Source organism: Streptomyces sp. 1-11, assembly GCF_007176755.1.
GTDB lineage: Bacteria > Actinomycetota > Actinomycetes > Streptomycetales > Streptomycetaceae > Streptomyces.
On sequence record NZ_BJTV01000002.1, the window covers coordinates 529,158 to 555,659 of the forward strand.

A 26,502-nucleotide genomic window follows, 5' to 3' on the forward strand; every position below is an offset into this window, starting at 1 on the left:
GGAGAAGAGGGGCCGTATGACCGGGACGCAGCAGCGCCGGGGCCGGAAGATCATGATGACGCCCGGGGAACTGGACGATTTCCTGACCAGCCGGCGCACCTGCCGGGTCGCGACCGTCTCGGCGGACGGCACGCCGCACGTCAGCGCGCTGTGGTTCGTCTGGGACGGCACGTCCCTCTGGCTGTACTCCGTGGTGCGCAGCCGGCGCTGGGCGCAGCTCGGCCGCGATCCCCGGGTGGCGGTCGTGGTCGACTCCGGCGAGGAGTACGACGAGTTGCGCGGGGCCGAGCTGTCCGGGCGGGTGGAGTTCGTCGGCGAGGTGCCCCGGACCGGAGAGCTGCGCGCCGAACTCGACACCCCCGAGACGCTGTTCGCGCGCAAGTACTTCGGCCTGGACGAGATGCCGCACGACGGCCGGCACGCCTGGGCCCGGCTGACCCCGGACCGGACGGTGTCCTGGGACTTCCGCAAGCTCGGTGCGGTGGGCTGAGGCCCGCGGGCCCCCGGCGGCCGGGCCGCCTCAGAGCTGGTCCACCCGCTCGGCCGCCGCCCGCAGCGCGTCGACGGCGGCGCGGATCGAGGGGCGGCGGTCGGCGTCCGCCCGCCAGACGACGTAGACGTGCCGCCGCACCCGCTGTCTGAGCGGGACCAGGACGATGCCCGGCGGCACCGGGTGCCGTCCCAGCAGCGGCGCGATGCACACGCCGAGCCCGGCCGCGACCAGCCCGAGCTGGGTGTGGGTCTCCCCGGCCCGGTGCCCGACGATCGGCTCGATGCCCTTGGAGCGCAGGGTGAACATCAGCCACTCGTGGCAGAACTCGCCCTCTCCCCAGGTGATCCACTCGTCCTCCGCGAACTCGGCGAGGTCCACCTCGTCCCGGTCCGCGAGCCGGTGCCCGGCCGGGATGGCCACGTCGGCCGGATCGTCCAGCAGGGGGGCCTTGACCAGCCCGTCGGGCACGGGCATCGGCTTGTTGTACCAGTCGAGGACCACGGCCAGGTCGAGGTCGCCGCGCACGACGGCGGCGATGCCGTGCTCGGGCTCCAGCTCGCTGGAGCGCACCCGCAGGCCCGGGTGCCGGCCGCGCAGCTCGGCGAGCGCGGTGGGGAACAGCCCGCGGGCGGCGGTCGGGAACGCCGAGACGCGCAGCTCGCCCGCGACCTGGCCGCGGTGCGCCTCCAGATCGGCCTGGGCGAGCTCGACCTGGGACAGGATGCGGGCCGCGTGCTCCGACAGCAGCCGTCCGGCGTCCGTCAGCCGCACGCCCCGGCCGTTCTTCGCCAGCAGGCGCTGCCCGGCCTCGCGCTCCAGTTTGCCCAGTTGCTGGGAGACCGCGGACGTCGTGACGTGCAGGGCGTCGGCGGCGGCGCTGACCGAGCCGTGCCGGGCGAGGGCGTCCAGGGTGCGCAGGCGCTCCAGGTTCAACATGTAAGCGATACTAAGAGGTATCCGGTGAGCATTCTCGATTGTGCTACGACGTCGGCTCACGCATCGTTGACGGCATGAGCACGGTCACCGCACCCTCGACCCAGTCCCCCGCGCCCGCCCGGCCCCGCGCCCGCCTCGACTGGCGGCTGCGCTTCGGCGCCCTGTCGCTGATCTGGGGCTTCAGCTTCCTGCTGATCAAGGTGGGCACGGACGGCTACGCGCCGTTCCAGGTCACCCTCGGCCGACTGGTCTTCGGCACGGCGGTGCTCGCGGCGGCGATGGCCGTGAAGCGGGAGCGACTGCCGCGCGGGGGCCGGCTGTGGGGGCACATGGCGGTCGCCGCGTTCTTCCTGAACGCCCTGCCGTTCTCCCTCTTCGCGTACTCGGAGCTGACCATCCCCTCCACGCTGGCCGGCATCTGCAACGCCACCTCGCCGTTGTGGGGCATGGCCCTGTCGATGGTGGCCCTGTCCGAGGACCGGCCCACGCGGGTGCGCGTCGCCGGGCTCGGCCTCGGCTTCCTCGGCGTGCTGACCGTGCTGGGCGCCTGGCAGGGCTTCCACGGCCTGGACGCGACGGGCACGGCGATGGCGCTGCTCGCCTCGCTCAGCTACCCGATCGGCTGGATCTACGTCCGCCGGACCCTGGCCGGGACCGGGAACTCGCACCTGTCCATGACGGGGGCGCAGCTGCTGCTGGCGACGGGGCAACTGGCCGTCGTGACCCCGTTGTTCACCCAGCTCCCGGACCGCTTCCCGGTCGTCCCGCTGCTGGCCGTGGCCGCGCTGGGCGCTCTCGGCACGGGTCTCGCGGTGCTCATCCAGTACGGCCTCGTCGCCGAGGTCGGGCCCACCACCGCCCAGATGGTCACCTACTTCATCCCGGTCATCGCCACGGCGGCCGGCGTGGCGATCCTCGGCGAGTCGCTGCGCTGGACCACTCCGGTCGGCGCCGTGATCGTTCTCGCCGGGGCCGCCCTCACCCAAGTCAGGCCGAGGGCGAGCAAGTCGGGCGGGTGAGGGCGGGGGACTCCGGCGTCCCGTCGGCAGGCCCCGCAGCCCGACGGTCCGTCCTCAGCCGTAGGACCGGGCCGGGGACGGGCGTACGGCATCCGCCACCGCGTCGGCCAGGGGAACGATGTCCCTGGGGGTGAGGGCGGAGACCGTGACGCGGACGCCCGGCGGTGAGCCCAGCCGGAACCGGGCGCCCGGGGCGACCGCCCAGCCCGCGTGCAGCAGCCGGGCCACCACGCTCGTCTCGTCGGGCACCGGCACCCAGACGTTCATGCCGCTGCGGCCGTGCGCCGGCACCCCGCGCGCGGCGAGCGCCTCGACGAGCGCCTCCCGGCGCGCACCGTAGGAGGCGGCCACCGCGAGGGGGTCGACGGCGCCGCCGCGCCACAGTTCCACCACGGCCCGCTGGACGAGCCGGCTCACCCATCCGGGGCCCAGCCGCTGCCGCCCGCGCACCCGGTCGACGGTGACGGCGTCGCCGGTGAACACCGCGAGCCGCAGGTCCGGCCCCCAGGCCTTCGCGACGGAGCGCACGAAGGCCCAGTGGCGGGTGACGCCGGCCAGCGGCCGCAGCGGCACGTCGACGATGCCGTGACCGTGGTCGTCCTCGATCAGCAGCGTCGCGGGATGGTCCGCGAGGACCGAGCGCAGCTCACGCGCGCGCGTGGCGCTCAGCGCGGCGCCGGTCGGGTTCTGCGCCCGGTCGGTGACGATCACCGCCCGCGCTCCGGCCCGCAGCGCGCGGCGGACGTCGGCGGGCAGCGGGCCCTCGTCGTCGACTCCGACGGGGACCGTGCGCAGCCCGAGCGCCGGGACGAGGTCGAGCACGCTGCCCCAGCCGGGGTCCTCCACCGCCACCTGGTCGCCCGGCCTGAGGTGGGCCGCGAGGACCCGCTCGATGACGTCCAGCGAGCCGGAGGCGACGGCGACGGGCCCGTCCGGCACCCCGTCGGCGTCCAGCGCGGCGCGGGTCAGCCGGGCCAGCTCCGGCTCCACCGGGTCGTGCCCGTACAGCACGGGCTCCCGGTCGCCGTGCGCGGCGGCCGCCGCGAAGGCGTCCGCCAGGCGCGGCAGCAGCGCGGGGTCCGGATTGCCCTCGGCCACGTCCCGCACACCCGCCGGCACCTCCACCCGCAGCTGCTCGCGCCCGGTCGTGGCCGGCTTGGCACGGACCCGGCTGCCGCGCCGCCCCGCGGTCTCGATCACCCCGCGTTCGCGCAGGGTGCGGTAGGCGGCCGCGACCGTGTTCGGGTTCACCCCGAGCCGGGCCGCCAGCTCCCGCATCGGGGGCAGGTGCCGGCCGGGCTCCAGCTCTCCGGCGCCCACGGCCCGCTCGACGCTGGCCGCGATCTCCGCTGCGCCCCGGCCCTGAATCGGATACTCTCCTAGCACAAAGCCAATTATGCACTAGTGCAATGGAGAACGCCATGCAGGGGACCCGGGAAGCCTCGTCGCCGTCCGCCGCGTACACACCGACCGACCGCACCGTGCCCACGCGCTCCGCGGACCGGGCGACGTACGACCGGGACATGGTGCACGCGATACTCGACGAGGGCTACGTCTGCCACCTCGGCTTCGTCCGCGACGGCGCGCCGGTGGTGCTGCCGACGCTGTACGGGCGGGTCGGCGAGCGGCTGTACGTCCACGGGTCCACCGGTTCGCGCCCGCTGCGGATGACCGGCGAGGCCGATCCGGGGCTCCAGGTGTGCCTGACGGTCACCCATGTCGACGGCCTGGTGCTGGCGCGCTCCGCCTTCCACCACTCGATGAACTACCGCTCGGTGGTGGTGCACGGCACGGCCCACGAGGTCACCGACCCCGAGGAGCGGCGGCTGGCCCTGGACGCGCTGGTGAACCACGTCGTGCCGGGCCGGGCCGCCGACTCCCGGCCCGCGAACAAGAAGGAGCTGGCCGCCACCGCGGTCATCCGCCTCGACCTGGACGAGGTCTCCGCGAAGATCCGCACCGGCGGCGCGAACGACGAGCCCGAGGACCTGACGCTGCCGCACTGGGCCGGGGTCGTGCCGCTGCGCAAGGGCTACGAGGCCCCCGTCCCCAACCCCGACCTGGCGCCCGGCATCGGGCTCCCGGACTACCTGGTCCGGTGAGCTAGGAGGTCACGGGCACCGCTTCCCGGCGTCCGGCCCCGCGGGCCTCGCCCAGCGCCAGGCCCGCGACCGCGCCGAGCATCAGCAGCGTGCCGGCCAGGGTGGCCGCCGTGAGGCGCTCGCCGAGCAGCGCCACGGCGAGCACGGCCGCGGTCACCGGCTCCAGCAGCATGATCACGGAGACGGTGGCGGAGCGGACGACGGCGGCGCCCGCGAAGTACAGGGCGTAGGCGAGGGCGGTGGGCACGGACGCGATGTACGCGATCAGGACCAGCAGCCGCACGGGGTGGCCGGTGTGCGGGAAGAGCCCCTCGCCCAGGGCGAACGGCAGCAGGCACAGGGTGGTGACGGCGAAGGCGCCGATGGTGGTGCCGGAGGAGTCGGCGGCGCCGTCCCGCCCCCAGCGGCGCGTCAGCAGCGTCATGCCGCTGTAGCCGGCCGCCGAGGCCAGCGCGTACAGCACGCCGGCCGGCCGGACGGTCGCGGCGGAGCCGCCGAGAGTGAGCACGGCGAGCCCGGTGAGGGCGCCGGCGACCGCGAGCAGGCCGCCGGCGCCGAGTCGCTCGCCCAGGGTGAGCCGGGCGCCCAGAGCGATGAGCACGGGCCCCGCGCCCAGCGTCACCACGGTGGCGACGGCGAGCCCGGTCGACCCGACGGCGGCGAAGTACGCGGTCTGGAACACGGCGAGCCCGATGCCGGTCGCGACGGCCTTGGCGGCCCTGCGACGCAGCGGTTCGGGCGCGGCCGCCCGGACCCGGCCGCGCAGCAGCCGGCCGCCCAGCAGCAGCACCAGCCCGACGGCGCAGCGCCAGAACGAGAGGGTGAAGGCGCCCATCTCGCTGGTCCGGTAGACCAGGGAGGCGACGGCGCCCGCGGTGCCCCAGGTGGCACCGGTGACGATCAGGTAGAGCAGGCCACGCCCGACGGGCAGGCCGGAGACAGCGTTCGACACGGGGTTTCTCTCCGCAGAAGCGCACCGGAGTGCGGAAGTGGTAAGGCGGCCCGGCCCAGCGGGACGCGCGGACTTCGTCTGCGGGCAGCGCCGTCCCGCCCGGCGCGGCGCGCCGGGCGTTCACCACGGGGGCCCGCCTCAGGCGGCGGGCGGCGAGAGGACGAGCGCGTTCGACGTCATGACCGGCACCTTAGGCAGCCGTGCCGCGTGCGGACAACTCCCGTTCCGCGCCGCCGCCCGCGGCCACCGGCTCCGCCGCCCCCTTGGCGGGCGCCGCGGACTGGGCGATGTACGCGCCGAGGAGGACCACGGCGCCGCCGATGATCTGCGGCGCGGACAGGTGCTCGCCGAGCAGAACCCAGGCCAGCACGGTCGCGATGACCGCCTCGAGGCAGGCGACGACACCGGCGACCTGCGGGGACAGCCGGCGCACGGACAGCACGCCGGTGATGTACGCGGCGACCGTGGCGACGAGGACCACCCAGGCCAGCAGGGCGACGGCCGGGACGGCGGTGCCGTCCAGCCGCGCGGAGCCGGCCAGCACCGGCCAGTCCATGGTCCACGGGCGGGCCACGGCGGTCAGCACGAGGGAGCCGATGAGCAGGCCGTAGGCGATGACGCCGAGGGGGTCCGGCGCCTGCTCGGCCGCCTCGCTGCCCTGGTCGGACAGGACGAAGTAGCCGACCTGGCAGCAGGCGGCGCCGAGCGCGAGCAGCAGGCCGACCGCGTCGAAGCTCAGGCCCGCCCACACCTCGACCACACAGGCGAGGCCGCCGGCCGCGAGGATCACTCCGAGCGCGGCCGCGCGGGTCACCGGCCGCCGCTGCACGAACCGCACCCAGCCGAGCACGAGCGCGGGGGCCAAATACTCGACGAGCAGCGCCACGCCGACCGGGATGCGGGAGAGCGCGGCGAAGTAGAACGCCTGCACGCCGGCCACGGCCAGCAGTCCGAACCCGGCGAGCAGCGCGGGGCGGCGCAGCAGCAGCGTCCGGTGCCGCACGGCGAGCGGCAGCATGACCACGGCGGCGCCCGCCACCCGTAGCCACACCACGTGGAGCGGGTCGAGTCCCGCCTCGATCAGCGGCTTAGCCGCGACTCCGGACCCGCCGAAGGCCAGCGCGGACACGAGCGCGAGTCCGAGCCCGGCACCCTTGCCGTGGCTGCCCCGGCTGCTTGCAGATATAGGCACCGGCACATGATGACAGGCGCTGACATGAGCGTCACCCTCGTTGACACCTGTCTCAGGGGATGGACGGTGTCAGGGCCGGGCGTCCGCCGGGCGGCCGTCGAGCCGGGCGCCCAGCTCACGGGTGCGGACGCCGGCGCGTTCCAGGACCTCGACCGCACGGGACCGGGGGTCGAGGACGAGCCCGGCGAGCAGATCGGTGCCGCTGGTCCGGGCCGCACCGCGGCGCCGAGCGCGCCTGCGGGCCTCCTCCACGGCGACGGCCGCGACGGGCGACCAGTGCCCGGTGTCGCCGTGCGCCGCGCCGCCCGGGCGCGCGGCGTCGTACCGGGCGGGGCCGGGCAGGACGGCGAGCGCGCCGGCGCCCTCCACGCTGCGCTGCCAGCGCAGTCCGTAGCCGATGCTGCGCTGCACCAGGTAGCCGAGCAGCCGGGCGAGCCGCGGGGCTCCGCCCACGGCGGCCCGGACCTCGGGGTCGTGCTCCAGGAGCGAGTGGAGCAGATGGGCGGTGTCGATCTGGCGGTCCCCGTCGCGCACCGCCCGGCGGCGGGCACCGGCGACCACCGCCGCCAGCACGGCATCGTCGTCCGTGTGCGGGAGTCCCTGGTCGGGAATGCTCCGGCGGGCTGTACGGGGATGCACACCATCACCTCATCAGCCACAGGCGGCCGGGTCATCCACGGGGGGAACCATCTTCGGGTGCCGCGCGGAGTGGACATGGCCCGCCGGGATCTCATCCTCAGGGAGGAGATCAGGCCGTTGACACGAGGGCGCCCCGCGGAGGTTCCGCGGGGCGCCCTGGTGCCGTGGGAGCTCAGTCCTCGTCGGCGAGGATGAGGTACAGCTTCTTGCGGGCGTCGTTGAGGACGGCCACCGCCTTGTCGCGCTGTTCCTTGGTCCCGGTGTTCCAGACCTGGCCGAAGGCCTGCATCAGCCCCATGCCGGCCTGCCGGATCTCGCCGAGGGCCTCCCAGTCGACCCCGCGCGAGGCCTCCTCCCAGGGGGCCTCCGTGCCTTCCTCGGCGGCCGCGCGGCCGCTGTCGGTCAGGGAGAAAAGCTTCTTGCCGCCCTCGCTCGCGCTGGCGATCAGACCCTCGTCCTCCAGCATCTGCAGGGTCGGGTACACCGAGCCGGGGCTCGGCTTCCAGGCGCCGCCGCTGCGCTCGGCGATCTCCTGGATCATCTCGTAGCCGTGCCGGGGCCCTTCCTTGAGCAGGGCCAGGATCGAGGCGCGCACGTCGCCGCGCCGCGCCCTGCCCCTGGGTCCGCCGCGCCCTCGCGGCCCCCACGGCCCGGGTCCGAACCCGGGCCCGCCGGGTCCCCAGCCGGAGCCGCCCGGACCGAAGGGCCCGAAGGCGGCCCGCCGCCCCTCGAAGCCGCCGAACGCGCCCCGGCCGCGCCGGCCCGGGCCGTCCTGACGATGTCCACGCTCGAATCCGTGGCTGCGCATCGTGATCACTCCATCCCATCGTCGACCTGTCACGTTCGCTTCGCGTTCTTACGCGATGCCTCAACGATATATCGGAAGCAGCTCGGACGGCAAGGCCCTTTCACGCCCGGCCGTAAGGCGGGATGCCCGCGGCCCACCGGCCGCCTCGCCTCGCCGCGGAGCCGGAAATGGGGCCAGGACTCGCCGATTGGCCTTGGTTCCCGGTCCGCCGCGGCCCTAGCGTCTGCGCCATGCGCATCCGAATCGTCGACGCCTTCACCGACCGCCCCTTCGCCGGCAACCCGGCCGGCGTCCTGCTCCTGGACGACGTCTTCCCGGACGACGACTGGCTCCAGAACGTCGCCATGGAGGTGAACCACGCCGAGACGGCCTTCGCGCACCGGCTGCCCGCGGGCGGCGAGGCGGACTGGGCGCTGCGCTGGTTCACGCCCGTCGCCGAGGTCGCCATGTGCGGGCACGCCACGCTCGCCACCGCGCACGTCCTGCACACCACCGGCGCCCACGAGGGTCCGGTGCGGTTCGCCACCCGCAGCGGCGTCCTCGTCGCCACGCCGGGCCCGGACGGCGCGATCACCATGGACTTCCCCACCGCCCCGCTCACCGAGGTGGCCGTCCCGGACGGCGTCGGCGAGGCGCTGGGCGCCGCCCCGGTCGTCGCCTACGACACCGGGCCGAACGTCGGCGACCTGCTGGTGGAGCTGGCCGACGAGCGGACGGTGCTCGCGCTCGTCCCCGACCACAAGGCCCTGACGGCGCACTCCACGCGGGGCGTCATCGCCACCGCCCGCGCCGACGATCCCTCGCTCGGCTACGACTTCGTCTCGCGCTGCTTCTTCCCCAACGTCGGCATCGACGAGGACCCGGTCACCGGCAGCGCCCACACCGCGCTGGCCCCGCACTGGTCGGCACGCCTGGGCCGGGACGACCTCACGGGCCTGCAGGCCTCCCGTCGTGCCGGGCTGGTGCGCACCGGTCTGCGCGGCGACCGCACGCTGCTGACCGGCCGCGCGGTCACCGTCATCGAGGGCGAACTGCTCGCCTGAGCGGCCGGGCCGGCCCCCGTCTCAGGCCGTCGGCAGCCAGTCCACCCTGCCCGCGAGCAGGGCGTAGCCGACGAACGCGCCGATGTCGAGCAGGGAGTGGGCGACGACCAGCGGGCCGACCCGGCCCCAGCGGCGGTAGAGCCAGACGAAGACCACGCCCATCACCATGTTGCCGACGAAGCCGCCGATGCCCTGGTAGAGGTGGTACGAGCCGCGCAGGACCGCGCTGGCCACCAGCGCGGTCCCCGCCGTCCAGCCGAGCTGCCCCAGTCTGCGCAGCAGGTAGCCGACGACGATGACCTCCTCGAGGACGGCGTTCTGCACCGCCGACAGGACGAGCACCGGGTACTTCCACCACACGTCCGGCAGGGCCTCGGGCACCACGGTGAGGTTGAAGCCGAGGCCACGGGCGGCCAGGTAGAAGGCGATTCCGGTGCTGCCGATCACGGCCGCGACGCCCGCGCCCCGGCCGAGGTCGGGCCAGGGGCGGCTGCGGTCGAAGCCCAGCGTGCGCAGACTCTGGCCCTCACGCATGAGCAGATGGGCGACCAGCGCCACGGGCACCAGCGCGGAGGCGATGCCGAAGAGCTGCCAGGCCAGGTCGAGCCAGGGACGCCCGGGCGCGGCGGAGGCGTTGAGAGTGGCCGCCTGGTCCTTGAGCCCGCCCGGTCTGGTGACCGACCCGACGAAGCTGATCAGCGCGGACACGCCGCTCGCGCCGAGCGAGAGCGCCAGTACGAGCAGTGTCTCGTCCCGGAAGATCCGCCGCGGGAACCGCTCCTGCGGGAGCCGCTCCTGCGGATGGCCTGCGGCCGCCGGGTCCGCCTCCACGTGCACTCCTGTCGTCGCTCCGGCCGTGCGAGCACAGCATGCCGGATCGTCTTCGGGAGCGCTCGACCGGGCCCGGCCCGCCGCGCGGGGCCCCGCGCCCGCCCTCAGCCGAGCGGGACGGGCTCGGGCAGCCCGACCGGCCAGGTGTGCACCGGCTCACCCACGTGCATCAGCTCGGCGTAGCGGCGTGTCGTCGCGGCCAGCGCGGCCCCGCGTCCGAGCCCCTGCTCCAGCGCCCGGTGGAAGGTGGCCGTCTGCCAGGACGCCCCGTTCACCCGGCGCCGGCAGCGCTCCTCGATGACGCCCAGGTAGAGGTCGCGGTCTGCGGCCTCCACGCCCCAGGCGTCGAGTCCCGCGGAAGCGAGCGGCAGCAGTTCGTCCCGGACCAGGGTGACGGCGTCGACCTCGCCCGTGCCGCCGTAGCGGCCCCGGCGCGGCCAGACGAAGCGGGCGTCGATGCCGTCCCGGCAGGCAGCGTCGAAGTTGGCCTCGGCCGCCTCGAACGGCAGCCGGGTCCACACCGGGCGCGACTCCTCGGCGAGGGCCCGCACCAGGCCGTAGTAGAAGGCCGCGTTGGCGATCACGTCGGTGATGGTCGGGCCGGCCGGCAGCACCCGGTTCTCCACCCGCAGGTGCGGCACGCCGTCCGCGATGTCGTAGACGGGCCGGTTCCAGCGGTACACCGTGCCGTTGTGCAGCACCAGTTCGGCGAGCTTCGGTATGCCGCCGGCGTCGAGGACCTCCAGCGGGTCCTCGTCGTCGCACATCGGCAGCAGCGCCGGGAAGTAGCGCAGGTTCTCCTCGAACAGTTCGCGGGCGGAGGAGATCCACCGCTCGCCGAACCAGGTGCGCGGCCGTACGCCCTGCGCCTGGAGCTCCGGCGGGCGGGTGTCGGTGGCCTGGAGGAACAGCGGCGGCCGGGACTCGCGCCACAGCTCGCGCCCGAACAGGAACGGCGAGTTGGCGCCGACGGCGATCTGCGCCGCGGACGCCGCCTGGGCGGCGTTCCACACGTCGGCGAAGCGGGCCGGGGTGACCTGCAGGTGCAGCTGCACCGAGGTGCAGGCGGCCTCGGGGGCGATGGACTTCGAGGTGCAGCGCAGGTGCTCCACGCCCTCGATGTCGAGCTGGAAGTCCTCGCCGCGCGCCGCCACGATCTGGTCGTTGAGCAGGGTGTAGCGGTCCGCCTCGGAGAGGTTGGACGAGACGAGGTCGTCGCGGTCGAGCGTGGGCAGAATGCCGATCATCACGATGCCGGCGTCCACCTCGCCGGCCTTTCGGTCGGCGTACGCGAGCGAGGTGCGCAGTTCCTCGGCGAGCCGGTCGAATACCCGGCCGCCCAGCCGGTGCGGTGCGATGTTCACCTCCAGGTTGAACATCGCGAGTTCCGTTTGGAAATCACGGCTCGCGATCCGCTCCAGCACCTGCCCGTTCAACATTTTCGGCATGCCGTCGCGGCCCGCGAGATTCAATTCGATCTCGACGCCCATGAGGTTCTTGGCGCGGTCGAACCGCTTCTCGTCCAGCAGCCGCTCGAGTCCCGTCAGACACTTCTGGAGCTTTTCGCGGTAGCGCTGGCGATCGGACAGGTCGAACTGCCCTGCCACGACCTTCTCCCCCATCTAAGTGTCCCTCCTCGGATGGCGGGCCGCGGATCGGCCGCCGGGGTCCCGGGTCTGGATGATGCCCAGTGGAAGCGATCGATAACGTCCCGCGCGGGCCCGGCGCCCGCTACTCTGTCGGAATGTTCCCGGCGGCACATTCACGGGGCATGCCGCATCACGCACGTTCGTGTGCCCCGATCGCCTCGTGAAAAACGCCGACGACAATCGGCCGACCGCGGCGGCGGCGTATTACGAGGTCAGCGGGGGTTCCCGGCGCGAAAAGCGGGATACATGCAGGCGAATCGGCGACTGAATGACGTCTTGCCGGACCGACCGGAATGCGGTAGACGAAACATCGTCTGAACACGTGTCGTATAAACTTCGCGAACAAGGCCCGGGGTTGGTGCCCGTGGTCCCGGTTTCTGTCGTGTTCCTGCCGAAGATTCAGCGGCAGGCCCCAGCCGTACCCTCGCTCGCCGAACCGGGCCCCACCTCTCTGGCCGTACGTGAGCTGACAGCGCCGTCCGCCCCACCCTCCTCGCGCCGCCGCGCCTGTCGAACGAGAGGCGACCCACCATGCCCCTGCACGCGCCCGCCGCACCCGCGCCCGCACTGCGTTCCGTCCTCACGGCCCTCGGTTCCCCCACCGCGGTCCGCGAGGCCAGAACTCCGTCCCTGCGCGCCGCACAGGGACCCACGACGCCCGAACTCCCGCTTCCCGTATACGTACTGGACCGGATCACCGCACAGGGCCTGACCGCCACCCGGCTGGCCGGCTGGCGGTTCCTGATCCGCTGCGGCGACCGGGCGGTGGCCGCAGCCGACACCATGCTGACCGCGGACGGCTGGGCCTTCTCGCATTTCTTCGAGGGGCCTTGGATCACCTCCACCGAGCGCGCCCTGCAGCAGGCCGAGGCGCTGACGCAGCCGTACCAGCCCCGCCTGCTGTCCGTGCCCGGCCTGTACATGCTCACGCTGTGGCTGCACGGCGACGTCGGCGCCGACGCCTCCGAGGGGCATCCGGCCGCCACCGACCTGCTGGTGCCCCTGGCCCCGGCGCCGCCCGGCATTCCGGCCCACCGGCCGCATCGCGTCGCCGAGTTGCTCCCGGTGCTGACCCATCGGGCGACTCCCGTACCGCTGCTCGGTTCCATTCCCGTCTGAACGACCCGCGCGTACCCCGCTTCCCGCACGGGAAGCGGGGTACGCGCGTCTTTTCCGGCCGACGCTCGCTCGCCCGAGCGATCGCCCGCTCCTACGAGCCGGAAAGGGGATCTCTGCCGTTCGGACTAGCCCTTTCCGGCCCCCCGGAACCACCCGAAGTGACAGTGCAGTTGGGATGAACCGCCCGCGCGGGTGACGCGTCATGAACCTGTGAGAAGCCGTGCTGCGAAATACCTGCGGATTGACGCCCAGAGGGCAACACTGGGTTCCGACCGACGTATCACCACGGGGGACGGACATGACCACGACAGAGCGAGAGATCCCATCCATGTGCCAGCACCAGCCACCGTGCCCGCCAGCCGAGTCCGCCGACCGGGAGTCCGCCCGCCTCGTGGCGCACCACCCGGAGCAGGGCTGGAGCCTGCTGTGCAACGGCGTCCTGTGCTTCGAGGACACCGGTGAGCTTCTGCCCGACGGCAGCGTCATCGCCCCGCACCGCCCGGACCGGGTGATGACCGCCGCCTGACCTTCCGGGCGCACCTTCCGGGCGGTACCGCCGCGCCGCCCGGCGATCAGAGGGGCCGGCCGCACACGCACGGTGCGCACCGGCCCCGAAGCGTGTCCGGGCCCGGTCACCTCAGGTGACCGACCGCTCCCGCAGCGCTTCCCGCAGCGCCGAGTAGGCGGGCTTGGGCGCCAGCCCCTCGTCCCAGGGCAGGGCCGCCCCCTCGCCGGGAAAGAAGGCCGGGATCCAGGAGTACTTGTCGGTGTAGTCCCAGACCGTCACGCCCACGCAGCGGCGGACGGTCAGGCAGGCCCTGGTCAGGTTGCGGTACCAGTCGGCCTGTTCGGCCAGCTTCCCGTCGGTCGCGGGCAGTTGCATGCGCACGTCGACCTCGGTGAGGGCGGTGTCGAGGCCGAGGCGCGAGAAGCGGCGGAGGTTGTCCTCCAGGGTGGCGGGATAGCCGTACTGCAGGGCCAGGTGGGCCTGGAAACCGATGCCGTCGAGCGGGACGCCCTGCGCCTTCAGCTCCTCGGCCAGCCGGTGGTAGGCGTCGCTCTTCGGGCCGACGGCCTCGATGTTGTAGTCGTTGAGGTAGAGCCTGGCGTGCGGGTCGGCCGCGTGGGCCCAGCGCAGCGCGTCGGCGATGTAGCCCGGACCGAGCGTCTTGTACCAGATGGTCTCGCGGTAGCTGCCGTCCTCGTTGAACGCCTCGTTGACGACGTCCCACGAGTAGACCTTGCCCCGGTAGTGCCGTACCTCCGTGGTGATGTGCTTCTTCAGCACGGCCCGCAGTTCGCCGGCGGTCCACTCCCTCGACGTCAGCCAGTCCGGGAGCTGGCTGTGCCAGACGAGGGTGTGGGCGCGGACCTTCTGGTGGTGCCGGCGCGCGAGGTCCACGATCTGGTCGCCGGCGCTCCAGTCGAAGACGCCCTGCTGCGGCTCGGTGGCGTACCACTTCATCCCGTTGCCGGGGGTGATCATGTCGAACTCGCTGCCGAGGATCTTCGTGTAGGCGCTGCCGGTGAGTTCGGGGTTGTCGGTGGCGCTGCCGAAGTAGCGGCCGTGCCGCTGGGCGAGTTCGGCGAGGGTGGGCTGCCGGTCGTGGGCCTGGGCGGCGGGCCCCGCGGCGAGGCCCGCGGCCACCAGGACGGCCGCGAGGGCGCCGGCGAGTCCGAGACGCGTCATGGGCATGGTGCGACTCCTGTCTGTCGGGGGGTGGCTCAGCCCTTGGTGGCGCCCGCGGTCAGCCCGCCGACGAGCTGGCGTTCGGCGACCGAGTAGAAGGCGAGGGCGGGGACCATGGCGAGCACGAGGTAGGCGAAGACCCGGGCGTACTCCGCCGAGTACTGGCCCTGGAACTGCTGGACGCCGACGGGCAGCGTCCACCAGGTGCTGTCGGTGAACACCAGCAGCGGCAGGAAGAAGTTGTTCCAGCTGGTGACCACCGCGAGGACCGAGACGGTGCCGAGCGCGGGCCGGGCCATCGGCAGCAGCACCCGCCAGAAGAACCCGAAGGCGCTGCAGCCGTCGAGCGTGGCCGCTTCCTCCAGCTCACCGGGTATCTGCCGGAAGAAGCCGCGCAGGATGATGATCGTCATCGGCAGTCCGAAGGCGGCCTGCGGGAGGATCACGCCGAGCGGGTTGTCCAGCAGGTCCAGGGAGCGCAGCAGCAGGAACAGCGGCAGGGCGGCCACCGCGAAGGGGAACATCAGCCCCATGGTGAACAGGGTGAACAGCCATTCCCGTCCGCGGAAGGCGAACCGGGCGAAGGAGAAGGCCGCGAGCGCGGACACGGCGACCACCAGCACGGTCGTCGCCACCGCGATCAGCGTGCTGTTGCCGAGGAGCCGCCAGAAGTCGCCGGAGCGCAGGATGCCGGTGTAGTTGCCGGTCAGCCACCGGTCGGGCAGCCCGAACGGGTTGCGGGACAGCTCGTCGGTGGACTTGAAGCCCGACAGGATCGCGTACACCAGGGGTACGACCATCACCGCCCCGACCACGACGAGGATCCCGTGCAGCGGGAGCGTGCGTACGGTCTGCCGCCTCACGTGCCGGCTCCCCTCATCGTCGTGGTGGCCCCTTCGAGGTCGCGGCGGAGCACGAACCGCTGGTAGGCGAGGGCGAAGGCGAGGCAGATGCCGAACATGACCACGCTGACCGCGCTGGCGTAGCCGACCTGGTAGCGCTTGAAGCCGTACTGGAACATGGTCACGGCCATCGTCTCGGAGTGGTGGTCGGGTCCGCCCTGGGTGACGACCCACACCAGGTCGAAGAGCTGGATCGCCCCGATGACGGACAGGAAGACGCTGATCCGCAGGGTGGGCGCGAGCAGCGGCAGGGTGACGTTGCGGAAGCGCTGCCAGGGACCTGCGCCGTCGATCAGCGCCGCCTCGGTCAACTCGGCCGGGATGGACTGGAGTCCGGCCAGGTAGAGCATCATGTGGAAGCCGAAGTACTTCCAGGTCATGACGAGGAACAAGGTGGCCATGACGTAGGAGGGGTCGGCGAACCACTCGCCGCCCAGGCCGTCCAGGCCGACGGCGCCGAGGACGTGGTCGGCGAGCCCGTCGTCGGGGGCGAAGACCATGCCGAACAGCACGCCGGTGATGGCCTCGGACAGGACGTACGGCGCGAAGAACAGCATCCGGTACACCGCCCGGCCGCGCAGCCGCTGGTTGAGGAGCACCGCCATGGCGAGGGCGAACGGCAGCTGCAGGGCGAGCGAGAGCAGCACCAGGACCAGGCAGCGCCACAGGTCGCCCAGGAAGACCGGGTCCTGGAAGAGGCGGCTGAAGTTGTCCACGCCCGTGTAGTCGGAGGGCATGCCGAAGCCGCCCCAGCGGAAGAAGGCGGCGTACAGCGCGAACAGCATCGGCAGCAGCACCAGCCCGATGAACAGGACCAGTGCGGGCAGTTGGAAGGCGACCGCGGTCAGCCAGTTGCGCGCGCGCCGCCGCGACCGCCCGCGGACCGCGCCGGCGGCCGGGGGCGGGCGGTCGGCGGCCGGGCCGCTTCGCCGGTCGGGGAGGTAGGTGGAGGTCATCGCCGGCTACTGCTCTTCCTTGGCCGTCTTGGTGATGGACTGCGCGACCTGTTCGGGCGACTTGGAACCGGCGATGAGGGCGGCCACGCTGTCGTTGACCTCCTGGCCGACGGCGGGCGCGTAGGCCTGGTCGAGGTAGAGCTGGAAGCCGGTGGCCGCCTTCAGCTGGGCCTGCACGGCCTTGAGGTTGGCGTTCGTGAGGGCGTTCTCGGCGGCCGGGACGACCGGCAGCACGCCGGTCTTCTTCACCAGTTCGCGGTCGGTGGTCTCGCTGGCGAAGAACTTCAGGAAGTCGAAGGCGGCCTGCGGGGCGCCCTTGCGCAGCGCGTGCCCGCCGCCTCCGCCGAACACCTCGGTGATCTTCCCCTTGCCGCCCTCCACCGCGGGGAACGGGAAGAAGCCCAGGTCGGAGCCGAGGCCCTTGCCCGAGTCGGCCTCCACGACCGGGGCCCACTGGCCCATGAGCTCCATCGCGGCCTTGCCGTTGCCCACGGTGGCCGCCTGGCCGGTCGGGGTGGAGTAGGCGGCTCCGAGGAATCCCTTCTGGAACGGCTGGAGGGCCACCAGTTCCTTCAGGTGCCGTCCCGCGTCGACGAAGTCGGCGCCGGTGAAGTCCTTGGCGTCGCCGGCCTTCTGCAGGGCCTCGGCACCGGCGGTGCGCATCGACAGGTAGGCCCAGTAGTACATGCCGGGCCACTTCTCCTTGCCGGCCAGGGCTATCGGGGTGACGCCGGCGGACTTCAGCGTGCGCACGGTGTCGAGGAAGCCGCTCCAGGTCGTCGGCGGCGTGGTGACCCCGGCCTTCTTGAAGAGCGCCTTGTTGTACCAGAACCCGATCATGCCGATGTCGAACGGGATGCCGTACGCCTTGCCGTCCAGCAGGTACGGCTGCCCGGCGACCGGCAGCAGCCCCTCGGCCCAGGGCTTGGTGCGGTCGGTGAGGTCCTCGACCAGTCCGGCGGCGACCTGCTGCCTGAGCACTCCGCCGCCCCAGGTGTGGAAGATGTCCGGCAGCTTCCCGGAGGCGGTCAGCGCGGTCATCTTCGACTTGTAGGCGTCGTTCTCCAGTTGGACGATCTTCACCTTGACCTTGGGGTTCTGGGCCTCGAACTTCTTGGCGAGGCCGGCCCAGACGGTCTTGGTCGGCTGGGTGGTCGAGATGTTCCACCACTCGATGGTGGTCGTCCCCGAGGACGACCCTCCGTCCGAGTCGCCGCCGCAGCCGCTGAGTGCGGTCACCCCGAGGCCGGCGGCCGCGGAGGCCGCCAGGAAGCCGCGGCGGGACAGTGCGGGGTCGCCCATCATGCGCTCCTTCGAAACTTTCGGAAGTGCTTCGGAGAGGTACCAGACGCGGGAAAGCAGGGTCCACCGCATACGCCCGCAGGGTCAGGCACACTCCGGTGGTCCGAAACATTCGGTCAAATTCCCGAACGTTCCGATCCGCGACTCTAGAAAGGCGCGTGAGGAGCGTCAAGGTGTCGCGCATCAGCTCGCCGGTTCGTAGTCGAACCAGTCGAAGGCCGCTCGCCCCTCGGCGACGTACATGCCGATGACACGGCCGGTGAACCCGCCGGCCACCTCGGTGGACAGATAACGGCCGTCGAGTTCGGCCGGTCGAACGATCCCTTCGGAAGTTTCGACGGAGAAGGCGATGGTGTCGGGGCCGCTCAGGGGCCGCGCCTGCCGGGTCGCCCTGATGTCGGCGGCCAGGGTGACCGGACCGGCCGGCACCGGGTGCTCGGCGACGCATCGGCGCACCGGGCCGATCCGCACGATCACGGACGCCACTCCCCCGGCCACCTCCAGGTCGTAGTGGTGGGTGTCGTCCAGGCGGACGGACAGTCCGGCCCGCGCCGACGGCCCGGCGTCCAGCAGGACGGCGGCCCGGCAGTCGTGGTGCGACTGGCGGCGGCCGACGAAGGTGCGCCCGGACGGACCGGCGCCGCCGCCCACACCGCCGCCTTCGCCGCCGCCCACACCGTCGCCGGCGCCGTCGGCCGCGAGGGTGAGCCATCCCGGCCGCTCGGTCAGCGACCAGCAGCCGTCCGGGCGCCGTCGCGGCGAGATCCAGTGCGGCGCGAGCCGCGTGCCGGTGAAGTCGTCGCGCGCCGGCGGCTGCTGGACGGGCGCCCAGGCGGCCGGCGCCGGGTGCCGCTCCCGCACCGGTCCGAGCCGGGGCCAGCCGTCCGCCCAGTCCACGGGCACCAGGAAGGTCTCGCGGCCGAGCACGTGGAACTCCGGGAAGCAGCCGCGCGGCCGCGTGCCCAGCAGCACCATCCACCAGCTGCCGTCGGCCGCCCGGACCAGGTCGCCGTGACCGGTGCACTGGACCGGCAGCCCGGTGCCGCGGTGGGACAGCAGCGGGTTGCCCGGCGCCGGCTCCCAGGGGCCGCGCGGCGAGCGGGCACGGGCGGCCGAGACACCGTGGCCGAGCGCGGTGCCGCCCTCGGCGATCAGCAGGTACCACCAGTCGCCGATCCGGTACAGGTGCGGCGCCTCCGGGTCCCGGAGGCCGGTGCCGGACCAGGTGGGCAGCGGCCCTTCCAGCACCTCGCCGGTGCGCGGGTCGATCCGCGCGACGCTCACCCCGGCCAGGGCGCACCAGCAGTCACCGTCCTCGTCCCAGGCCAGGTCGGGGTCGATGCCGGGCAGGTCGATCCACACCGGGTCCGACCAGGGCCCCTCCGGGCGCTCGGCGGTGACGAGGAAGGTCCCGCCGGCGCCGACGGCCGTGCTGATGACGTGGAACAGCCCGTCGTGGTACCGGATGGTCGGCGCGTAGACGCCGCCGGAGGCGGGCACGGCGTCGGACAGCGTCAGCTGCCCCGGCCGGTCGAGGACGTTGCCGATCTGGCGCCAGTGCACCAGGTCGCGGCTGTGGAACAGCGGTATGCCGGGGAAGTACTCGAAGCTGGAGCACACCAGGTAGTGGTCGTCGCCCACCCGGCACACGCTCGGGTCGGGGTGGAAGCCGGGGATGACCGGATTGTCGTACGTCCGCATGAACGCCTCACAGGTCACGGTGTCGAAAGTTTCGATTCCGGCGCCGAATTTTACTGAGCCGCGCCGCTCCGAGGGCCCGTTCGGCTGGTCCCGTCACGCGGTCGGGAGTGGGATGGGAGGTAGGCCCTGCGCGCGGGCATGGACGGGGGGACGGGCCCGCGGCGATCCGTGAGGAACGGTGAGGTCATGTCCGGTTACGACACCCCGGCGGCCCGCGTGGTGGTCGGCGTGAGCGGTTCCCTCGGCAGCGTCACGGCCCTTCGCCGGGCGACCGCGCTGGCCCGGCGGCTGGGCGCCGAACTGTGGCCGGTGCTCGCCTGGGAGCCGCCCGGCGGCGACGCCACCGCGCGCCGCTCCCCCGCCGCCGCCCTGCTCGTCGAGGAGTGGCAGCGGCTGGCCAAGCAGCGCCTGGCCGCGGTGCTCGAGGAGATCTTCAGTGACGAGGGGCCGGGGGTGCCGATGCGCGCGGTCATCGTGCGCGGCACCCCGGGCCGGGCCCTGGTGGCGACCGCCGACCGGGAGAACGACCTGCTGGTGGTCGGCGCGGGCCGGCGCGGCCTGCAGCGGGCCTTCTCGGGTCACGTCTGCCGGCACTGCCTCGCCCACGCCCGCTGCCCGGTGCTGGCGGTGCCTCCGTCGCCGCTCGAGTCGGACCTGGTGGCCGTCCACCGGCGCAACGCGTGGCACCGGCGCATGGACACCAGGGATCTGTGAGGCGGGGCCGACCGCCCACTGCGGCTGCGGATCTCTTGGTGCGGGAGCAGCATGGAGGAGTCGTACGAGATGACGTTCGGTGCCCGCCGTCCTGTGGTCCGCGATCGCCCCTCCATTGCCCCCGACGCCCCTCCATCGGCCTCCGGCCTCCGCTTTTGCCGCTTCACCGACTCCCGCCGGGCCAGTCTTAACGCAAGATTGACGCCTCCCGGCCCCGACACCAAGGGCCACGGCGTCACTCTCTGCTTACGCTGGTGTCGCCGTCCGCGTGATGGCCGGAAACCACTGAGCCGCACACCTGGAGCACGCCGATGGCCACGACCGAGCACCCCCCGCCCAGTCGCCTGCGCGCCTGGATGCTGGAGGGGCTGTCCGACATGGGCAAGGAGGGCGGCCACACCGGACCCCACGCCGTGCCTGAGGCCCCGCACCGGGGGCAGCGCTGGTGGCGGGTGATGTGCCTGACCGGTGTCGACTACTTCTCCACCCTCGGCTACCAGCCGGGCATCGCCGCCCTCGCGGCCGGCCTGCTCTCACCGATCGCGACGATCGTCCTGGTGATCGTGACCCTGGCCGGCGCCCTGCCGGTCTACCGTCGGGTGGCCGAGGAGAGCCCGCACGGCGAGGGTTCCATCGCCATGCTCGAACGGCTGCTGTCGTTCTGGCAGGGCAAGCTCTTCGTGCTCACCCTGCTGGGCTTCGCGGCCACCGACTTCCTGATCACCATCACCCTGTCGGCCGCCGACGCCTCCACCCACCTGGTGGAGAACCCGCACCTGACCAGTGCGCTGCACGGCCACCAGATGGTGATCACCCTCTTCCTGGTCGCCCTGCTGGGCGCGGTGTTCCTCAAGGGCTTCCTCGAGGCGATCGGCGTCGCCGTCGCCCTGGTCGGCGTCTACCTCGCGCTCAACCTGGTCGTCGTGATCACCGGCCTCTGGCACGTCCTCACGGCCGGTCACGTGGTGGCCGACTGGGGCAGCGCCCTGATCGCGCAGCACGGCAACGTCTTCGTGATGATCGGGCTCGCCCTGATCGTCTTCCCCAAGCTCGCCCTCGGTCTGTCCGGCTTCGAGACCGGTGTGGCCGTCATGCCGCACGTCAGGGGCGAGGCCGGCGACACGGAGGAACGGCCGGCCGGCCGGATCCGGGACACCAAGAAGCTGCTGACCACCGCGGCTCTGATCATGAGCTGCTTCCTGATCGCCACCAGCTTCATCACCACGCTGCTGATCCCGGCGAACGAGTTCAGGCCCGGCGGCCAGGCCAACGGCCGCGCCCTGGCCTACCTCGCGCACGAGTACCTGGGCAGCGCGTTCGGCACGGTCTACGACATCTCGACGATCGCCATCCTGTGGTTCGCCGGCGCGTCCGCGATGGCCGGACTGCTCAACCTGATGCCGCGCTACCTGCCCCGCTACGGCATGGCCCCGCACTGGGCGCGGGCGGTGCGCCCGATGGTCATCGTCTTCACCCTGATCGCCTTCCTGGTCACCTGGATCTTCGACGCGAACGTGGACAAGCAGGGCGGCGCCTACGCCACCGGCGTGCTGGTGCTGATCAGCTCCGCGGCGATCGCGGTGACCATCGCCGCGCGCAGGGCCGGGCAGCGGCACTGGAGCATCGCCTTCGCGGTCATCTCGGTGGTCTTCCTGTACACGACCGTGGTGAACGTCATCGAACGCCCGGACGGCGTGAAGATCGGCGCCTGCTTCATCGCCGGCATCATCCTCGTCTCCTTCCTGTCCCGGCTGGCCCGCGCCTTCGAGCTGCGCGTGACCAGCGTGACCCTCGACCCGATGGCGGAGCGGTTCATCCGGGACATGGCCAGCCGCAAGATGCGGTTCATCGCGAACCAGCCCAACGACCGGGACAAGGCGGAGTACCGCGACAAGGTCGAGCAGATCCGGTCCGACAACGACATGCCGGAGCACGAGGACTTCGTCTTCGTCGAGGTGACGGTCACCGACCCCTCCGAGTTCGAGGCGGGCCTGACGGTGCGCGGCGAGGTCCTGCACAACCGCTACCGCGTGCTGACCGTGGAGTCCGCCTCCATCCCCAACGCCCTCGCCGCGCTCCTGCTGCACGCCCGCGACCTGACCGGCTGCACCCCGCACATCTACTTCGAGTGGACCGAGGGCAACCCGTTCGCCAACTTCCTGCGGTTCTTCCTCTTCGGCCAGGGCGAGGTCGCCCCGGTCACCCGTGAGGTCCTGCGCGAGGCGGAGCCGGACCGGTCCCGCCGCCCGCGCGTCCACACGGGCTGATGCCCGGGAGGCGGGCAGCGGGTGCCAGGCCGGCGCCGGCCTGCCGCGAAACGGCCGGCGCCGCGGGCGCGACCCGGCCGACCCCATGTCCGTGGTCCCCGGGTGATGGCCCTATCGTGACCGGCATGCAGTCCTACACGATCGGCCAGGCCGCGCGGCTGCTCGGCGTGAGCCCGGACACCGCTCGCCGCTGGGCGGACGCCGGGCGGGTGGCGACCCATCGCGACGAGGCCGGGCGGCGGCTCGTCGACGGCAAGGACCTCGCCGCGTTCTCGGTCGAACTGGCCGGAACGGGCGCCGGCGACGAGGAAGCGCCCTACACCTCCGTGCGCAACGCCTTCCCCGGCATCGTCACCGCCATCAAGCTCGGCGACGTCGCCGCCCAGGTGGAGATCCAGGCGGGCCCGCACCGGCTGGTGTCGCTGCTGACCCGCGAGGCCGTGGAGGAACTGGGCCTGGAGGTCGGCATGGAGGCCACCGCGCGCGTGAAGTCCACCAACGTGCACATCGACCGGGTCTGACCGGCTCCCGCCGCGAGCATCCGGCCCGGCGGGCTCATCCGGTGTGCGCGCGGCCGGCCGGGGCCGGCACAGGCGCGCCGAAGCCGTATCCCCCGTCGACCCGGATCGCCGTGATGCCGCTGACGTGCCGGGCCCCGCAGCGGTCCTGCGGGAGCACCAGTTGAGGGCCGGACGCGTCCAGCGGGGTGCCGTCGACCGTGACGGCGAGCAGCACGGCGGCGCCCGCGAAGTCGGGATCGATCTCCGCCCAGGACAGCACGGCGTGGTGGCCGTCCTCGCCGGTGACGGCGATCAGGAAACGCAACCGGTCCTTGCGCCGGACCGGGTCGAACGACGGCCCGGCGCCGGCGAGTACGTCGTGCAGCCGCGGCCCGCTGAACCGGTGGTGCTGGACGCCGCTGGTGGCGCACTCGAAGCTGACCGCGACCCGGTGCTGCGGCAGGCCGAGCAGGTCCGGCACGGTGAGCCGGGCGGGGCGCGACAGATCGCCGGTCAGGTCCAGTTCCGCGAGCGTCACCTGCGACCACCTCCCGGATGACCGTACCCGGCAAGAGCCCCCGTACAAACGCACATGCGAGCCCATTCAGCGAACGATGCTGCTCATGCGATGAGACAGGAGACTTCTGCCTGGCAGATGCGGCAGTATCATCGCGGCACGGCCGATGCGCGGCCGTGGCAGGGCGCGACGACTCGTTCGAGGACCTGAGGAGTAGATCCGTGATGACCCGTTCCGTGCGCCGGACCCGGCGGATGCTGCAGCTGGCCGGTGCGGGAGCCGCCGCCCTGATATCGCTGAGCGCCTGCTCCTCGTCCTCCGGCGACTCCCCGGCCGGCGGTTCCGGCGCCTCGGGCCAGGCGTCCGGGAAGCTGTCCGGCTCCGTCACGGTGTTCGCCGCGGCCTCGCTGAAGGAGAGCTTCACGACCCTCGGCAAGGAGTTCGAGAAGCAGCACCCCGGCACCGAGGTCAGCTTCAACTTCGGCGGCAGCGACACGCTCGCCGCGAGCATCACCAGCGGTGCGCCGGCCGATGTGTTCGCCGCCGCCAGCCCGAAGACGATGGCGATCGTGACGGACAAGAAGGACGCGGTGGGCGCCCCGGCGACCTTCGTGCGCAACCGGCTCGAGATCGCCACGCCGCCCGGCAATCCCGGCAAGGTGACCTCGCTCAAGGACCTCACCAGGTCCGGCCTCAAGGTCGTCCTGTGCGACAGGACGGTGCCGTGCGGCGCCGCGGCCCAGAAGGCCCTGGACGCCGGCGGCCTCGAGCTGACCCCGGTCTCCTACGAGCAGGACGTCAAGAGCGCCCTGACCAAGGTGGAGCTGAAGGAGGCCGACGCCGCCGTGGTCTACAGGACCGACGTGAAGGCGGCGGGCGACAAGGTGGAGGGCGTGGAGTTCCCCGAGTCGGCCAAGGCCGTCAACGACTACCCGATCGCCCTGCTGAAGAACGCGGGCAACGCCCCGGCGGCCAAGGCGTTCATCGCGCTGGTGCGCTCCGCCGAGGGCAGGCGGGTCCTGGGCGAGGCCGGGTTCCTCCAGCCGTGACCTCGCCGCGCAGGCCCGGCTCCGCGGCCGGCCCCCGCACGGGCGGGCCGCGGCGCCGACGCGCGCGCGGAGTGCCGCTGCCGCTGCTGGTGCCCGGTGTCGTGGCCCTGGCGTTCCTGCTGCTGCCCCTCCTGGCGCTGCTCGTCCGCGCCCCCTGGGGCAGCCTGCCCGACCAGCTGACCAGTGCGGAGGTGTGGCAGGCGCTCCAGCTGTCCCTGGTCACCGCCACGGCGGCGACCGGGGTCAGCCTCGTGCTGGGCGTGCCGCTGGCCTGGCTGCTGGCGCGCACCGACTTCCCCGGCCGCCGGCTCGTGCGGGCCCTGGTGACTCTGCCGCTGGTCCTGCCGCCGGTGGTGGGCGGCGTGGCCCTGCTGCTCGCCCTCGGACGCAACGGGGTGGTCGGCCGGTGGCTGGACGCGTGGTTCGGGATCACCCTGCCCTTCACCACCGCCGGGGTGGTGATCGCGGAGGCGTTCGTCGCCATGCCGTTCCTGGTGATCAGCGTCGAGGGCACCCTGCGCGCCGCCGACCCGCGCTACGAGGAGGCGGCGACCACGCTCGGCGCCTCGCGGTTCACCGCGTTCCGCCGGGTCACCCTGCCGCTGATCGCCCCCGGCGTGGCCGCGGGCGCGGTCCTGGCGTGGGCCCGCGCACTCGGCGAGTTCGGCGCGACGATCACCTTCGCGGGCAACTTCCCCGGCCGTACCCAGACCATGCCCCTGGCCGTCTACCTCGCCCTGCAGAACGACCCGGAGGCGGCCATCTCCCTGAGCCTGGTGCTGCTTGCCGTGTCGATCGCGGTACTGGCCGGGCTGCGGGACCGGTGGCTGACGGGGACGTGAGGGCACGATGGGACGAAGGGACCGGATGGGAGAGGCGGGCGAGGCGGACACGGAGGGCGAGGTGAGGACGGAGGGCGAAGTGACGACGGAGGGCGAAGTGACGACGGGGGGCGAAGTGAGGGCGGAAGCCGGCCCCGCGCGGGCACCGGCGACCGGCTCGGCTCCCCTGGGCGGCACGGACGCCCCCGCCGGAACCGGCCCGGAAGGCGCCGGCGGGCAGGGGCTCGACGCGCGGCTCGTCGTGGACCGGGGGGACTTCCGGCTCGACGTGGCCCTGACCGCGGCCCCAGGCGACGTCATCGCGCTGCTCGGCCCGAACGGCGCCGGGAAGACCACCGCCCTGCGCGCCCTCGCCGGGCTGCTCCCGCTCACCGGCGGGCACCTGCGTCTGGACGGCGCCTCGCTGGAACGCGTCCCGCCCGAGTCCCGCCCGGTCGGCGTCGTCTTCCAGGACTATCTGCTCTTCCCGCATCTGTCCGCCCTGGACAACGTGGCGTTCGGACCGCGCTGCCGAGGCGCCGGCAAGGCCGAGGCCCGCGCCGCGGCGGCCGCCTGGCTGGACCGGATGGGCCTCGCCGGGCACGCCGGTGCCAAGCCCCGGCGGCTGTCCGGCGGCCAGGCGCAGCGCGTCGCGCTCGCCCGCGCCCTGGCCACCAGGCCGCGGCTGCTGCTCCTGGACGAACCGCTCGCCGCGCTGGACGCCCGCACCCGTCTGGAGGTCCGCGCCCAGCTCCGCCGCCACCTGGCCGAGTTCGAGGCCGTCGCCGTGCTGGTCACGCACGACCCGCTGGACGCGATGGTGCTCGCGGACCGGCTGGTGGTCGTCGAGGACGGCCAGGTCGTGCAACAAGGGACTCCCGCGGAGACCGCCCGCCGGCCCCGGACCGACTACATCGCCCGGCTCGTCGGCCTCAACCTCTACCGGGGACGGGCCGGGGGGCCCACCGTGCGGCTGGACGCGGGCCCCTCGGTGACGACCACGGAGGACCTGTCCGGGCCCGTGTTCGTGGCCTTCCCGCCGTCCGCGGTCACCCTCTTCCGGGACCGGCCCACCGGTGCGAGCGCCCGCAACCTGTGGGCTTGCGAGGTCGCCGGCCTGGAGACCCACGGCGACCAGATCCGCGCGGACCTCACCGGCGAACTCCCCCTCGCCGCCGACCTGACCACGGTCGCGGCCGCCGAACTGGACCTGCGTCCGGGTGCGTCGGTCTGGGCGACGGTGAAGGCGACGCAGACCCACGCGTACCCCGCCTGACGGGCGGGCCCTCTACGGTGGGTG

26 protein-coding genes are annotated in these 26,502 nt (G+C 73.1%); 12 read left to right on the plus strand and 14 right to left on the minus strand.

The window, feature by feature from the left end; all coding sequences use genetic code 11:
• The first annotated feature begins 16 nt into the window (after positions 1–16).
• The gene (locus TNCT1_RS06760; protein WP_143629304.1) at positions 17–490 is read left to right on the plus strand and encodes a pyridoxamine 5'-phosphate oxidase family protein; all 474 of its coding nucleotides are present in this window, start codon (positions 17–19) and stop codon (positions 488–490) included.
• Positions 491–520: 30 nt separating this feature from the next.
• Here TNCT1_RS06760 and TNCT1_RS06765 read toward each other — a convergent pair whose 3' ends face one another.
• On the minus strand, positions 521–1,429 hold the full coding sequence (locus tag TNCT1_RS06765) for a LysR family transcriptional regulator (protein ID WP_143629305.1): 909 nt from the start codon (positions 1,427–1,429) through the stop codon (positions 521–523).
• A 74-nt stretch (positions 1,430–1,503) separates the two neighbouring features.
• On the opposite strand from TNCT1_RS06765, the gene TNCT1_RS06770 reads away from it, so the two are divergent.
• Positions 1,504–2,448 carry a DMT family transporter gene (locus tag TNCT1_RS06770; protein ID WP_235902381.1) on the plus strand — a complete coding sequence of 315 codons (945 nt, stop codon included), beginning with the start codon at positions 1,504–1,506 and terminating at the stop codon, positions 2,446–2,448.
• A 54-nt stretch (positions 2,449–2,502) separates the two neighbouring features.
• Here TNCT1_RS06770 and TNCT1_RS06775 read toward each other — a convergent pair whose 3' ends face one another.
• Positions 2,503–3,834, minus strand: a complete 1,332-nt coding sequence (locus tag TNCT1_RS06775) for an aminotransferase class I/II-fold pyridoxal phosphate-dependent enzyme (RefSeq protein WP_143629309.1) — start codon at positions 3,832–3,834, stop codon at positions 2,503–2,505.
• A gap of 35 nt (positions 3,835–3,869) precedes the next feature.
• Here TNCT1_RS06775 and TNCT1_RS06780 point away from each other — a divergent pair, with 35 nt between their 5' ends.
• Complete coding sequence (locus TNCT1_RS06780; RefSeq protein WP_143629311.1) at positions 3,870–4,550, plus strand: pyridoxamine 5'-phosphate oxidase family protein; 681 nt, start codon at positions 3,870–3,872, stop codon at positions 4,548–4,550.
• A gap of 1 nt (position 4,551) precedes the next feature.
• Here the strand turns inward: TNCT1_RS06780 and TNCT1_RS06785 are convergent, their stop codons facing one another.
• From TNCT1_RS06785 to TNCT1_RS06800, 4 genes are all read right to left on the minus strand, one after another.
• Positions 4,552–5,502 (minus strand): DMT family transporter, encoded by a 951-nt coding sequence (locus tag TNCT1_RS06785; RefSeq protein WP_143629313.1) that lies wholly within the window; start codon positions 5,500–5,502, stop codon positions 4,552–4,554.
• A gap of 190 nt (positions 5,503–5,692) precedes the next feature.
• Positions 5,693–6,700 carry a DMT family transporter gene (locus tag TNCT1_RS06790; RefSeq protein WP_143629315.1) on the minus strand — a complete coding sequence of 336 codons (1,008 nt, stop codon included), beginning with the start codon at positions 6,698–6,700 and terminating at the stop codon, positions 5,693–5,695.
• A 63-nt stretch (positions 6,701–6,763) separates the two neighbouring features.
• Entirely contained in the window at positions 6,764–7,333 is a 570-nt protein-coding gene (locus TNCT1_RS06795) for a Clp protease N-terminal domain-containing protein (protein WP_174266176.1), read from the minus strand.
• 172 nt (positions 7,334–7,505) lie between these two features.
• Positions 7,506–8,141, minus strand: coding sequence for a PadR family transcriptional regulator (locus TNCT1_RS06800; RefSeq protein ID WP_143629318.1), 636 nt, complete (start codon positions 8,139–8,141; stop codon positions 7,506–7,508).
• 230 nt (positions 8,142–8,371) lie between these two features.
• On the opposite strand from TNCT1_RS06800, the gene TNCT1_RS06805 reads away from it, so the two are divergent.
• Positions 8,372–9,184: a PhzF family phenazine biosynthesis protein gene (locus tag TNCT1_RS06805; RefSeq protein ID WP_143629320.1), complete on the plus strand. Its 813-nt coding sequence runs from the start codon at positions 8,372–8,374 to the stop codon at positions 9,182–9,184.
• 21 nt (positions 9,185–9,205) lie between these two features.
• On the opposite strand, the gene TNCT1_RS06810 is transcribed toward TNCT1_RS06805, so the two are convergent.
• On the minus strand, positions 9,206–10,021 hold the full coding sequence (locus TNCT1_RS06810; RefSeq protein ID WP_373920459.1) for a CPBP family intramembrane glutamic endopeptidase: 816 nt from the start codon (positions 10,019–10,021) through the stop codon (positions 9,206–9,208).
• 98 nt (positions 10,022–10,119) lie between these two features.
• Entirely contained in the window at positions 10,120–11,637 is a 1,518-nt protein-coding gene (locus tag TNCT1_RS06815; RefSeq protein ID WP_143629322.1) for a glutamate--cysteine ligase, read from the minus strand.
• A gap of 558 nt (positions 11,638–12,195) precedes the next feature.
• Here TNCT1_RS06815 and TNCT1_RS06820 point away from each other — a divergent pair.
• Entirely contained in the window at positions 12,196–12,783 is a 588-nt protein-coding gene (locus TNCT1_RS06820; protein WP_143629324.1) for a hypothetical protein, read from the plus strand.
• Positions 12,784–13,111: 328 nt separating this feature from the next.
• The gene (locus TNCT1_RS06825; protein ID WP_143629469.1) at positions 13,112–13,309 is read left to right on the plus strand and encodes a DUF5999 family protein; all 198 of its coding nucleotides are present in this window, start codon (positions 13,112–13,114) and stop codon (positions 13,307–13,309) included.
• Positions 13,310–13,420: 111 nt separating this feature from the next.
• Here the strand turns inward: TNCT1_RS06825 and TNCT1_RS06830 are convergent, their stop codons facing one another.
• The 5 genes from TNCT1_RS06830 to TNCT1_RS06850 form a co-directional block, all read right to left on the minus strand.
• Positions 13,421–14,479 (minus strand): endo-1,4-beta-xylanase, encoded by a 1,059-nt coding sequence (locus tag TNCT1_RS06830; protein WP_143629326.1) that lies wholly within the window; start codon positions 14,477–14,479, stop codon positions 13,421–13,423.
• A gap of 29 nt (positions 14,480–14,508) precedes the next feature.
• Positions 14,509–15,273, minus strand: coding sequence for a carbohydrate ABC transporter permease (locus TNCT1_RS06835; RefSeq protein ID WP_235902391.1), 765 nt, complete (start codon positions 15,271–15,273; stop codon positions 14,509–14,511).
• A gap of 59 nt (positions 15,274–15,332) precedes the next feature.
• Positions 15,333–16,331 (minus strand): carbohydrate ABC transporter permease, encoded by a 999-nt coding sequence (locus TNCT1_RS06840; protein WP_143629331.1) that lies wholly within the window; start codon positions 16,329–16,331, stop codon positions 15,333–15,335.
• Positions 16,332–16,337: 6 nt separating this feature from the next.
• A complete protein-coding gene (locus tag TNCT1_RS06845) occupies positions 16,338–17,633 on the minus strand; it encodes an extracellular solute-binding protein (RefSeq protein WP_143629333.1) in 1,296 nt (431 codons plus the stop codon).
• A gap of 183 nt (positions 17,634–17,816) precedes the next feature.
• Complete coding sequence (locus TNCT1_RS06850; RefSeq protein ID WP_143629470.1) at positions 17,817–19,334, minus strand: glycoside hydrolase family 43 protein; 1,518 nt, start codon at positions 19,332–19,334, stop codon at positions 17,817–17,819.
• A gap of 186 nt (positions 19,335–19,520) precedes the next feature.
• Between TNCT1_RS06850 and TNCT1_RS06855 the strand changes: the two genes are divergently transcribed.
• The 3 genes from TNCT1_RS06855 to TNCT1_RS06865 all read left to right on the plus strand — a co-directional run bounded on the left by TNCT1_RS06855 (position 19,521) and on the right by TNCT1_RS06865 (position 22,836).
• A complete protein-coding gene (locus TNCT1_RS06855) occupies positions 19,521–20,048 on the plus strand; it encodes a universal stress protein (protein WP_143629335.1) in 528 nt (175 codons plus the stop codon).
• Positions 20,049–20,359: 311 nt separating this feature from the next.
• The gene (locus TNCT1_RS06860; RefSeq protein WP_143629337.1) at positions 20,360–22,315 is read left to right on the plus strand and encodes an APC family permease; all 1,956 of its coding nucleotides are present in this window, start codon (positions 20,360–20,362) and stop codon (positions 22,313–22,315) included.
• A 125-nt stretch (positions 22,316–22,440) separates the two neighbouring features.
• Positions 22,441–22,836: a molybdopterin-binding protein gene (locus tag TNCT1_RS06865; RefSeq protein WP_143629339.1), complete on the plus strand. Its 396-nt coding sequence runs from the start codon at positions 22,441–22,443 to the stop codon at positions 22,834–22,836.
• A gap of 34 nt (positions 22,837–22,870) precedes the next feature.
• On the opposite strand, the gene TNCT1_RS06870 is transcribed toward TNCT1_RS06865, so the two are convergent.
• A complete protein-coding gene (locus tag TNCT1_RS06870) occupies positions 22,871–23,353 on the minus strand; it encodes a molybdopterin-dependent oxidoreductase (protein WP_235902383.1) in 483 nt (160 codons plus the stop codon).
• Between the two features lie 203 nt (positions 23,354–23,556).
• Between TNCT1_RS06870 and modA the strand changes: the two genes are divergently transcribed.
• Genes modA through TNCT1_RS06885 form a run of 3 tightly spaced genes read left to right on the plus strand, consistent with a single transcriptional unit; the run spans position 23,557 to position 26,478 of the window.
• Complete coding sequence (gene modA / locus TNCT1_RS06875; protein WP_143629343.1) at positions 23,557–24,381, plus strand: molybdate ABC transporter substrate-binding protein; 825 nt, start codon at positions 23,557–23,559, stop codon at positions 24,379–24,381.
• Entirely contained in the window at positions 24,378–25,223 is an 846-nt protein-coding gene (locus TNCT1_RS06880) for an ABC transporter permease (RefSeq protein WP_143629345.1), read from the plus strand. The genes modA and TNCT1_RS06880 overlap by 4 nt, the downstream gene beginning before the upstream one ends.
• A gap of 7 nt (positions 25,224–25,230) precedes the next feature.
• Positions 25,231–26,478, plus strand: a complete 1,248-nt coding sequence (locus TNCT1_RS06885; protein ID WP_235902385.1) for an ABC transporter ATP-binding protein — start codon at positions 25,231–25,233, stop codon at positions 26,476–26,478.
• Positions 26,479–26,502 lie beyond the last annotated feature (24 nt).

What these genes read in the sequence shown, in the direction of transcription:
- TNCT1_RS06840 (WP_143629331.1), bottom strand. Translation starts at nt 16,331, where the DNA reads ATGACCTCCACCTACCTCCCCGACCGGCGAAGCGGCCCGGCCGCCGAC.
- TNCT1_RS06830 (WP_143629326.1), bottom strand. Translation starts at nt 14,479, where the DNA reads ATGCCCATGACGCGTCTCGGACTCGCCGGCGCCCTCGCGGCCGTCCTG.
- TNCT1_RS06865 (WP_143629339.1), top strand. Translation starts at nt 22,441, where the DNA reads ATGCAGTCCTACACGATCGGCCAGGCCGCGCGGCTGCTCGGCGTGAGC.
- TNCT1_RS06845 (WP_143629333.1), bottom strand. Translation starts at nt 17,633, where the DNA reads ATGGGCGACCCCGCACTGTCCCGCCGCGGCTTCCTGGCGGCCTCCGCG.
- TNCT1_RS06800 (WP_143629318.1), bottom strand. Translation starts at nt 8,141, where the DNA reads ATGCGCAGCCACGGATTCGAGCGTGGACATCGTCAGGACGGCCCGGGC.
- TNCT1_RS06815 (WP_143629322.1), bottom strand. Translation starts at nt 11,637, where the DNA reads ATGGGGGAGAAGGTCGTGGCAGGGCAGTTCGACCTGTCCGATCGCCAG.
- TNCT1_RS06805 (WP_143629320.1), top strand. Translation starts at nt 8,372, where the DNA reads ATGCGCATCCGAATCGTCGACGCCTTCACCGACCGCCCCTTCGCCGGC.
- TNCT1_RS06835 (WP_235902391.1), bottom strand. Translation starts at nt 15,273, where the DNA reads ATGGTCGTACCCCTGGTGTACGCGATCCTGTCGGGCTTCAAGTCCACC.
- TNCT1_RS06885 (WP_235902385.1), top strand. Translation starts at nt 25,231, where the DNA reads ATGGGACGAAGGGACCGGATGGGAGAGGCGGGCGAGGCGGACACGGAG.
- TNCT1_RS06850 (WP_143629470.1), bottom strand. Translation starts at nt 19,334, where the DNA reads ATGCGGACGTACGACAATCCGGTCATCCCCGGCTTCCACCCCGACCCG.
- modA (WP_143629343.1), top strand. Translation starts at nt 23,557, where the DNA reads ATGACCCGTTCCGTGCGCCGGACCCGGCGGATGCTGCAGCTGGCCGGT.
- TNCT1_RS06760 (WP_143629304.1), top strand. Translation starts at nt 17, where the DNA reads ATGACCGGGACGCAGCAGCGCCGGGGCCGGAAGATCATGATGACGCCC.
- TNCT1_RS06825 (WP_143629469.1), top strand. Translation starts at nt 13,112, where the DNA reads ATGTGCCAGCACCAGCCACCGTGCCCGCCAGCCGAGTCCGCCGACCGG.
- TNCT1_RS06820 (WP_143629324.1), top strand. Translation starts at nt 12,196, where the DNA reads ATGCCCCTGCACGCGCCCGCCGCACCCGCGCCCGCACTGCGTTCCGTC.
- TNCT1_RS06780 (WP_143629311.1), top strand. Translation starts at nt 3,870, where the DNA reads ATGCAGGGGACCCGGGAAGCCTCGTCGCCGTCCGCCGCGTACACACCG.
- TNCT1_RS06855 (WP_143629335.1), top strand. Translation starts at nt 19,521, where the DNA reads ATGTCCGGTTACGACACCCCGGCGGCCCGCGTGGTGGTCGGCGTGAGC.
- TNCT1_RS06860 (WP_143629337.1), top strand. Translation starts at nt 20,360, where the DNA reads ATGGCCACGACCGAGCACCCCCCGCCCAGTCGCCTGCGCGCCTGGATG.
- TNCT1_RS06765 (WP_143629305.1), bottom strand. Translation starts at nt 1,429, where the DNA reads ATGTTGAACCTGGAGCGCCTGCGCACCCTGGACGCCCTCGCCCGGCAC.
- TNCT1_RS06770 (WP_235902381.1), top strand. Translation starts at nt 1,504, where the DNA reads ATGAGCACGGTCACCGCACCCTCGACCCAGTCCCCCGCGCCCGCCCGG.